The sequence below is a fragment of the Thioclava sp. PTB-PU3-1 genome (assembly GCF_055666785.1).
Genome location: NZ_JBVNVL010000013.1, coordinates 1 through 9,292, shown reverse-complemented (window position 1 = coordinate 9,292; position 9,292 = coordinate 1). Strand labels below are relative to the sequence as shown.

General features: G+C 55.4%; 7 protein-coding genes and 2 pseudogenes. 3 read left to right on the top strand and 6 right to left on the bottom strand.

The features are described 5' to 3' along the window. Positions 1-20 precede the first annotated feature (20 nt). The 3 genes from tnpC to tnpA all read right to left on the bottom strand — a co-directional run bounded on the left by tnpC (position 21) and on the right by tnpA (position 2,445). Positions 21-1,586 carry an IS66 family transposase gene (tnpC, locus tag ACZ7GB_RS19795; RefSeq protein WP_472158831.1) on the bottom strand — a complete coding sequence of 522 codons (1,566 nt, stop codon included), beginning with the start codon at positions 1,584-1,586 and terminating at the stop codon, positions 21-23. 71 nt (positions 1,587-1,657) lie between these two features. After that, on the bottom strand, positions 1,658-2,011 hold the full coding sequence (gene tnpB / locus ACZ7GB_RS19790) for an IS66 family insertion sequence element accessory protein TnpB (protein WP_472158832.1): 354 nt from the start codon (positions 2,009-2,011) through the stop codon (positions 1,658-1,660). Then, entirely contained in the window at positions 2,008-2,445 is a 438-nt protein-coding gene (gene tnpA, locus ACZ7GB_RS19785) for an IS66-like element accessory protein TnpA (protein WP_472158834.1), read from the bottom strand. The genes tnpB and tnpA overlap by 4 nt, the downstream gene beginning before the upstream one ends. A gap of 210 nt (positions 2,446-2,655) precedes the next feature. Here tnpA and ACZ7GB_RS19780 point away from each other — a divergent pair. Further along, positions 2,656-2,808: pseudogene (locus ACZ7GB_RS19780) on the top strand (transposase); the annotation flags it as partial. Further along, the gene (locus ACZ7GB_RS19775; RefSeq protein ID WP_246832771.1) at positions 2,775-3,845 is read left to right on the top strand and encodes an IS3 family transposase; all 1,071 of its coding nucleotides are present in this window, start codon (positions 2,775-2,777) and stop codon (positions 3,843-3,845) included. The pseudogene ACZ7GB_RS19780 and the gene ACZ7GB_RS19775, both read left to right, overlap by 34 nt. Before the next feature lie 19 nt (positions 3,846-3,864). Here the strand turns inward: ACZ7GB_RS19775 and ACZ7GB_RS19770 are convergent. Next, positions 3,865-4,544, bottom strand: a pseudogene (locus ACZ7GB_RS19770) (IS3 family transposase); the annotation flags it as partial. A gap of 93 nt (positions 4,545-4,637) precedes the next feature. Between ACZ7GB_RS19770 and ACZ7GB_RS19765 the strand changes: the two are divergent. Next, positions 4,638-5,732, top strand: coding sequence for a hypothetical protein (locus ACZ7GB_RS19765; RefSeq protein WP_472160139.1), 1,095 nt, complete (start codon positions 4,638-4,640; stop codon positions 5,730-5,732). Positions 5,733-5,935: 203 nt separating this feature from the next. Here the strand turns inward: ACZ7GB_RS19765 and ACZ7GB_RS19760 are convergent, their stop codons facing one another. Together ACZ7GB_RS19760 and ACZ7GB_RS19755 are read right to left on the bottom strand one after the other, a co-directional pair. Further along, entirely contained in the window at positions 5,936-7,042 is a 1,107-nt protein-coding gene (locus ACZ7GB_RS19760; protein WP_472160138.1) for an ankyrin repeat domain-containing protein, read from the bottom strand. A 212-nt stretch (positions 7,043-7,254) separates the two neighbouring features. Continuing rightward, positions 7,255-8,232 carry a hypothetical protein gene (locus ACZ7GB_RS19755; RefSeq protein WP_472160137.1) on the bottom strand — a complete coding sequence of 326 codons (978 nt, stop codon included), beginning with the start codon at positions 8,230-8,232 and terminating at the stop codon, positions 7,255-7,257. Positions 8,233-9,292: the final 1,060 nt, after the last annotated feature.

The window sequence follows — 9,292 nt, the reverse complement described above, 5'->3', positions numbered from 1 at the left end:
GTAAGCGTTTTGCCGATCCCCTACGCGGCGATGCTTGACGGGATCTGGTAGTTCCAGGGCATGAGTGCGTCGATGCGGCTTTTGGGATGCCCATCGAGCAAGGCGCGCAAGGTGTCGGAGAGGTAGCTGACCGGATCGACGTCGCACATCTTGCAGTTTGCGATCAGGCTCGCGAGCAATGCCCAGTTCTCTGCTCCGACCTCGTGCCCCGCGAAGAGCGCGTTTTTCCGTGTCAGAGCGATCTTCCTGATCTGGTTCTCGACCGGGTTGGTATCCAGCTCCAGACGGCCGTCTTCAAGGAAACGCGTGAGGCTGGGCCAGCGCGCCAGAGTGTAACGGATGTCCTCGGCCAACTTGGATGAACGCGGGATGCGCGAGAGCTGTGCCTCGAGCCAGGGACGGAAAGCGGCGATGACCGGTGCCGAGAGGTCGCGCCGGGCAGCAAGTCGGGCGTCTGGAGCAAAGCCGCGCACGGATTTTTCGACGGCATAGAGCTCGGCGATCTGGCGCAGAGCTTCCTCGGCAATCGGCGACCCATCTTTTTCCAGACGCTTCACGAACCGCCGACGCGCATGCGTCCAGCAATGGACGAGCGTCCATGGGCCTTCAGGCCGGTCGACCTTGGTGAGCTTGTCATAGGCTTCATAGCCGTCGCATTGCACGAACCGCCCGCGATAGCCCTCAAGGAATCGAAGTGCATGCACGGCACCGCGGCCGGGCGCGTAGTGGAACATCACCACGGGAGGGTCTGCGCCACCGTGCCCCCGATCATCGGCAACGATGGCCCAGAAGTAACCGGTCTTCGTCTTCCGTCGCCCGGGGTCGAGCACCGGTGCTCTTGTTTCGTCCATGAAGATCCGGTCCGCACCTTTCAGCCGCTCCTTCAGGTGATCGGCGATCGGACGCAGGTGGAAACAGGCGCGTCCCACCCAGTTGCCGAGCGTGGCCCGGTCCAGGGTGATCCCCTGCCGGGTATAGATTTCGGCCTGCCTGTAGAAGGGAAGATGATCGCCGAACTTGGCCACCATGACCTGCGCGATCAGGGCCTCTGTGGGCAACCCGCCGGGCACGACATGTTCCGGGGCGTGGGCCTGCGCTACCGTGCCGGAGCAGCGCCGGCAGGCATATTTGGGCCGGCGGGTGACAAGCACGCGGAGCTGGGCCGGAACCACGTCGAGCCGCTCGGAAACGTCCTCGCCGATCCTGGCCATCTCGCCGCAACCGCAGGGGCAGAGGGTGCTTTCGGGTTCGATGATCCGTTCGATCCGGGGCAGATGTTTTGGAAGGTGACCCCGGTTTCGGTTCGGCCTGCCGCTCTCGGCAGCGCCTTGTCCCTTCAGGGCGCGTCGCGCCTTCTCCTGCGCCGCCTCCAGCACACCCTGCGCCAGTTCAACATCTTCGAGCGGCAAATTGAACTGCTCCGGATCGAGCTTCTCGGATCTCCGCCCGAACTTCTCCCGCCGCAGTTCGCTGACGATGCTTTCCAGTCGTCGCTGCGACTCGACCGCATCGACAAGCGCCGCCTCGGTCTCGGCGAGGCGGGCTTTCAGAAGTGCGTTTTCTTCGGCCAGAGCGGTGTCGGTCATGACTGCGATCAAGCACACGGGGCGGCGCCCTGCCACCGACAAATCATCCCCGAGTCATTCTGCCGCAGCTCCTACCCCGCCAAGTCTGGTCGCCGCACACGCTCGGGGCGAACAAGCCGCCAGTCGAGCCCTTCGAACAATGCCGAGAACTGTGCTGGCGATATCTTGATCACACCCTCCTGCGCCTTGGGCCAGACGAATTTCGCACCTTCCAGGCGCTTGTGGATCAGCACGATGCCGGTCTGGTCCCAGACCAGCACCTTGATGCGGTCCGCGCGCTTGGCGCGGAATACAAAGGCCGCGCCGCTGAACGGATCGAGATCCATCGCCTCCTGAACCAACAGCGCCAGACCATCCATGCCCTTTCGGAAATCGGTCGGACGCGTGGCCACATAGACGCGCAGCCCACCAGCCGGCGAGATCATTGCGATGCCGCCCGGATCGCGCGGATTATCCGGGTTAATTGCGCGTCGTCGATATCCGGCGGCACATGCAGGGTCACACCGTCGACCACCATCTCGATCCTGCCGGGTTTGATCGCACTGCCGCACCCTTTCGGGATGGATGCAGGCCGAGCCGGCTTCGGCTCCACGACAAGCGCCGCGAACATCGGTTCGTCAGTTGCCCCAGCGGGCAGAGCCAGCGCCCCGGCCATCAACTTCTTGCGCCAATCGTAGACCTGCCAGCGGGTCACGTCATGTCGCCGTGCGACATCCGCCACCTTCGCTCCGGGCGCCATGCTTTCCGCCGCGATCCGAGCCCGTTCCGCCTCGCTCCGCATTCGCCGGCCCGACCGGCCCTCGTAAATCTCGATCCTGCCCGCGTAGCCATCCGCTGAGCTGCCTAAAGAGCCGTCCATTTTGCCGTCCTCTCCTATGCCTCATCTCGGCACAGGACTCCCACAGATGATCCCAGAGCGGCAGGAGGGGGGCGGCAAAGCGCTTACGATCATGAGCGCCTCCCTGGTGTATTCGTCGATGATGTTCAGCGTCCGATAAACCCGCCCTGACCTGCCACGGGATTTTTCCTCCACCATCGATTAGAGTCCGACCCAACTTGAGGACGGACAATGAAGCGAACGAGATTCACGGACGAGCAGATCATCGGCATCCTGGCCGAACACGAGGCAGGCGCGAAGTGCGCGGACTTGTGCCGCAAGCACGGCATGTCGGAAGGGACCTTCTATAACTGGAAGGCGAAGTTCGGCGGCATGACGGTGCCGGAGGCAAAGCGGCTGAAGACGCTCGAAGACGAGAACGCCAAGCTGAAGAAGCTGCTGGCCGAGCAGATGCTGGACCTGGCGGCGATGAAAGAACTGGTTTCAAAAAAGTGGTGACGCCTGCCGTGAAGCGCGAGGCGGTCGCGCATCTGAAGGCCCAGTTCGGGCTCTCGGAACGGCGGGCGTGCCGGATTGCCGGGGCGGATCGCAAGATGGTCCGCTACCAGACGCAGCGTGCGCCGGACACGGTGCTGCGCGGGCGGTTGCGGGAGCTGGCCAACGAGCGTCGGCGGTTCGGCTATCGGCGGCTCTTCGTGCTGCTGCGGCGCGAGGGAGAAGCCTCGGGGATCAACCGGATCTACCGGCTCTACCGCGAAGAAGGCCTGACGGTGCGCAAACGAAAGGCACGGCGCAAGGCTGTCGGGACGCGAGCCCCGATCCTGGTCGAGGCGCGGCCCAATGCGCGATGGTCGTTGGATTTCGTTCACGACCAGTTCGCCAACGGTCAGCGTTTCCGGGTGCTCAACGTGGTCGACGATGTCACCCGGGAGTGCCTCGCGGCGATCCCGGACACCTCGATCTCGGGGCGCCGTGTGGCTCGTGAACTGACTGCCCTGATCGAGCGCCGCGGAAAGCCGGGGATGATCGTCTCTGACAACGGCACCGAACTGACCAGTAACGCAATCTTAACCTTCGCTACCGCGCACCGGATCGAGTGGCACTACATCGCCCCGGGCAAGCCGATGCAGAACGGTTTCGTGGAGAGTTTCAACGGCCGGATGCGCGACGAGCTACTCAACGAGACCATGTTTCGTAACCTGGCTCATGCGCGCGTCGTGATCGCCGCTTGGGCTGCCGACTACAACACCGAGCGTCCGCATTCGGCTTTGGACTACCAGACCCCGGCTGACTACGCGCGGGCCCTGACCACCGCAATCGCCCGCCCCGCTACGCGAGATGATAACTCCGCGCGTCGGGCGATTGCTCAACCTGCGCCGATCGGCGTAAACACCAACCGGGCTCCGGTCGTGGCTGGATGAAAGACCCATGGCAGGTCAGCCCGTCAGCGGTGCGGTCCTGCACGAAGTCATAGGACCAGACGTGATTGCGGCGTTCCGGTCGCAGACGCACGCAAGAGCCATCGTTCAGCCAGAGCCGCCCTTTCTTCTTTTGTTTCTGTGGGACTTTCAGCCCTTCGCGTCGCCAGATACGCTCAACCCGTTTGTGGTTCACATGCCAACCCGCGTTGTTCAGCAAGCCGGTCACCATCCGATATCCGTAGCGCCCATACTGATTGGCCAGTTCGATGATGTCGTCGGTCAGGCGTTCTTCATCGGCCCGGCCCTGGGGCACTTTGCGTTGCGTGGATCGGTGCTGCCCGAGCGTGCGGCAGGCGCGGCGTTCCGATACGCCAAGCTCCCGCCGCACATGGTCGATGCATTTGCGGCGACGCGAAGGGCTCAGAAGTTTCCCCGTGCTGCCTCGGTCAGAATGAGCTTATCCAGTGTCAGGTCGGACACCGCCCGCCGCAGCCGCTGGTTTTCCTTCTCGAGCTCTTTCAGCCGTGCGAGTTGAGACCTGCCCATCCCGCCATAGAGCTTGCGCCATCGATAGAATGTCTGCTGCGTCACACCGATCTGGCGCACTGCCTCGGCAATCGTCGCGCCTTGTCCCTGCAACACTTCAACCTGCCGAAGCTTCGACACAATCTCTTCGGGCTTATCTCGTTTCCCAGCCATCGCTGATCCTCCAATTTGCGGGACAAATCTATCCCAGTTGGTGGATCACTTTCAGGGGGCTAATCCATCTGGGCCACTCAAAAGCTGACTGATTTGTTCAGAGGTATTGAGGCCAACCCATTCGACATCACCTATCATCCAGATCGAGAGGTCATCGTTCTGCGTGACGAGGACGGAAATTCTGGCGAATATAAAGACGACGAAGAAACGGAAAGAATGCGTTCGGTCGTTAAGCGTTACAACGAGTTCATGTCGTCTTTCTTCATCGACATCCCAACATTAGAAGAAAGTGGCATACCCGTCGCCAAGAATGGTGGCGTGAATTGGTTTGCGGTTAATCAAGGTCCAAATTTCACTCATCGGGTGTTCAATCGAAGTTCGCTCACCAAAGGTGGTCGTTTCTATGGTGGTTGGTGGCAGAACTGTCCCAAAGAATACCGTGAGCGCATATTCATTAACGACAAGCCGACTAGCGAAATTGACTACTCTAACAACCACATCGTGCTCTTATACGCGCAAGAGGGGATGGAATGGCCAGGAGGTGATGCCTATGACATCGAACAACCTCCTGAACTGCTTCATATCAAGGACTACCGAGGACTGGTCAAAAGCCTACTGCTGATGGCTATCAACGCCGAGAATGCGGAAAAGACATTCCTAGCGTTTCGCTCGGATGCGTCTGCAGGAACTCCCGAAAAGCGCCTAACCAATGATCAACTGTCCCTCGTACTTGATCTTCTGAAGAAAAAGCATTCCCCGATATCTCACAAGCTTGCCTCTGGAGCGGGCATCGAGCTTCAACGAATTGACTCAGATATCACTGAGAGGATCATCACCCGTTTCATGGATTACGAGCTGCCAATTCTGATCATCCATGACAGTTTCGTAGTTCAGGATGGGCAAGAATCCTTCTTGCGTGAAGCGATGACTTGGGCCTTTCAAGAAGTTACGGGTAAGCAGTTCGTGCCTGTGGAAGAGAAGACACACCATCCCGAGGCGTATCTCCCCGACAACTGGGAAGATTGGGGCGTTAATATCGAAACTGTAGAGCAAGCAATCCGCTACAGGCATGATCCTGTAAGGTCAGAAAGATACATCGAGTTGCGAGGGTTATTTCAAGGGCGGGCAAGAGATGTCGAACTAGCACAAGCGGACGCCGTCTGCACGGATAAGAATGACCGAAGATGATGCGTCTTACGCTTCGCCGTCCACCGTTTGATGTTGTCGTCCATCGTCATACTCATTGCCACATTCTCCTTTGTAGCGTGAGCTGAAATTCAGTGGGTTAATGCAAGTTTTTACTGGGTCGATACATGAGTCCAAATTCTTTAACAAAATTTCTGCACAATTGAGATTTAAAACATTAATCGAGCGTCTCGAAGCTAATCTCCTTAATCAACAAGGAGGCGTTCAATCAATCGCGCGATTCGCGAATCGGATGAGTTTTTGTCACCCCGAATAATCCTCTCAAGATTTCCCTCTAGATCTTCTAGGTATGTCCAAAAAATTGGAGGCCCGTCATTCGAATTTCTTGAGATGATGTGCCCGCATTCGTCGAGCTTTAAACCATTATTTTCTACAAAATAATCGTACTCATCCAATAGAAGAAAATCGAACTCCCCATTATAAACGCCTCCAATGCTTAAAGCCTCAAGCACCTGCGCAACATTCATATCGCCAGTTACAATGCTCGGAATGTTGGCACCCCTACTTGCAAGCAATGTGATATAAGAAAACTCATGACAACACTCCAGTGAATTTGACTGAAGACCCGAAGAAATTATATTAGGGTCCGCGCCCTTTTCCAAAAGCATTTCTACCATTCTCATTCCGACCCAGTTTGGCCTGGAAACTGCTGATTTAAGGCACTGCTGTAAGGGCGTTACGCCGCCAATCCCTACACGATTAATGTTGGCTCCGGCATCAATAAGTTTTAAAAGAATTGCATTTGATTTCCTTAGATATTCAAGCCAGTCAGATTCTATTTCTGCCGCCGGATACGGGTTGTGCATACCCCACTGGATAAGAGGAATATTTTTGTAAGATGGATCAGCTCCGCAACTTAGGAGGGTAGACACCCCATCCACGTTCCTGGATGCCACGGCTAACCCAATGGCCGTGTTATCCAAGTCGCCCATCACTTCATTAGGGGAGCTTCCGTTTCGTATGCAGGCCTGCATGATATCGAGAAATTTCTCATCCTTGCATGATCCGAGAAAAACAGAAAACCCAAGATCAATTGACTTAGTTACATCCGAACCAGCTTCGTAAAGAGCTCTTGCGACCGAAACGTTCCGACAGTCGAGGGCCATCATTAATGGGTTTAATCGCGTCCATTGATCAAGCAAGTTATCAATCTTTGAAATCCCATGCTTTGATATTAAACCAGCTAACTTCTTTAATTCGTCATCGCCCGGGTTTGTTTTGCAAAAATAGAAAATCATTTCTGCATCGTCTTTTGGAATCTCAAGCCTCAACAATCGTTTGATCAGTGTCATATTTTTCACCCGATGCAATCATTTATACGTTCGCTGTTGGATAAACGTTCAGTTGCACCTCACGAGATGTCTGTTCTGGTAGTAGGCAGATTAGGGGCCGCATCCCGATACCACAGGTCGCGCACCGCATCCCCCCCTGACGTAACACATCCACTGAGAGGGCAAATTCCACAGCAGATGATGAGGGTCGATTTCGACAAGATTACCCAAGGTCAGTTAGAAAATATCTGCTGGAGTTCAGACAAGAACTCTACTGCGGATTGATCCAACAGTTCGTCTCGAACCCAAGTAATTCGGTACTTGATGAAATAGTCGTCTCGAATGGCAACCCCTAGTGCAGTCGCCTCCCTAGCATCCTCCCCCACTCTCCACACACGCTCAAGAAAGCCATGCTCACTCACGGGGTCAGGCCATGCCGAAAGCTCTGGCAGGGACCGCTCTACATCATTTACCGAATGCGCAAATTCATCACTCAGAGCATCGTGTTTCGCATGTGTAGTGTCAGTAACGGGATAGATATAGACGGTCGCCTTGATGCCGACCCCACCATATGCAACACCTATGCCGAGGTCCGGCCGCACATCCTGTGTGGCGTAGTTGACCGTCTGCTCGTCATCCTGATGCAACCAGCCAATGTTCTTTGGTAGCATAAAGCCGAGATAGTTGGCACTTGGCGCGTCGTTCAGTTTGGCAAGTACCACGTCACCTCCACTCTCGCTTAAGGTCTGAAAATAATAGCGGATGGTAGTTGTGATGATCTGTTTTGCTCGGATTTCTTTGCGCTCGAACCTGTAGCTATAGAGCTTCTCTTGGGTATGGTATTCGAGCCAAGAGCCCTGTGAGGGCCGCCAAAGAACGCCGAGAGGCAAGGGGGACTGTTCATTTGTTGAAATCGCTCGCCCAAGTCGTCGGTTCATCGCATGCACCACGAGGTACATAGTATTTACGATTTCATCCTCATTGGAGGAATGAATGACAACCGGATTATCTCTTGAGCCGATGTCGGACAAATCTCCAGATATCGGTAATGCTAGCCCGAAATCTCTTAGCAACAGATCCCGCATGCCCAAAGACTCCTCTTTTTCGCTTGAACTGGGCTGGTGCAAGTATCCAACATCCCCTGAGAATGATACGCTCGGAGCGATTGCAGACCCTGCAAGTACAGAAAGCAACGGCAAGATCACCTTCACCAGTAGGGTCTCCCCATCAATAACATCGGGTAATGTTTGCTAACGTTGTACAGGTCGTCTGTAGCCGTTGGGTTGTTCGACGCACTGTTCTGTATGGCTCGGTTAGAAGCTCTTGCCCTCGCATCGGCCAAGGAGCCCTGTGTCTCACGCTGTATACAGTTCGACATTTCCGGCGAACCATCACGGAAACCATAAGCCTCACACCGAGGTTTGAAGTAAGTAATCTTCTCTTCGACGGTTGTACGCCGATGCCAAACCGCACTTTCTTCACGCCCAGGCTTTCCTTCAACATCACACCCAGTCAAGCTCAACAAGAACAGCAAGCAAAGCCCTTCATTCACTCTCAACCTCATGAAATCGTTGTTATTGTTTACAGTACCAATACTTCTCACACGTAAGATACTCACCGTCAAACGACACAAAGACAACACACATTAAAAAAAGGGGACTTAACTGATATTGATCTCTCGTATCAAAGACGAGAACGAAAGAGATCGACAACCGCACCATCACTCTCGTGAACCAATCTTGAAACACTTTCATTAACCATCAAATCCACCTTACTCCAACCAAACCTTAGCTGCTTGTCCATTACTGAGACGTTTTTTTAATGCGGAAACCCATGAAGCATGCTAAGCTACTATTATAACATAATAATATCCAAAAGTCACGCAGCTCTGATGGCGGCTCAACATCAATCTTGACCATAAGCCTCCTGCTACTCTCTCAGCCATATGTGGTTTCCAAACTCCTCAGACCCGATCTCCGTCAAAGCCGATACACACAGACCTGTGGCACCCCGTCTGGCCCCTGCCTGCCCCCCCTAGCTGCGTTTACAGATTCTTGAGGACATCGCGTCAGGGCACTCGTTATGGATGACTGCGGGGCAGGACAGAAAGCTACTATCAGGACCACCGCCGAGTTGACCGAATAGTAGACCAGAATACGCCCGCTTGATCCAAACTCGACCTTGTCGTATCCAATAAAACAAGGGCGTTAGCTGCTTGTCGGTGCCTGTAACGGGAGATGAACGGTAAATCCGGACAGCCTCCGGGCACCA

What these genes read in the sequence shown, in the direction of transcription:
- tnpC (WP_472158831.1), bottom strand. Translation starts at nt 1,586, where the DNA reads ATGACCGACACCGCTCTGGCCGAAGAAAACGCACTTCTGAAAGCCCGC.
- tnpB (WP_472158832.1), bottom strand. Translation starts at nt 2,011, where the DNA reads ATGATCTCGCCGGCTGGTGGGCTGCGCGTCTATGTGGCCACGCGTCCG.
- tnpA (WP_472158834.1), bottom strand. Translation starts at nt 2,445, where the DNA reads ATGGACGGCTCTTTAGGCAGCTCAGCGGATGGCTACGCGGGCAGGATC.
- ACZ7GB_RS19760 (WP_472160138.1), bottom strand. Translation starts at nt 7,042, where the DNA reads ATGACACTGATCAAACGATTGTTGAGGCTTGAGATTCCAAAAGACGAT.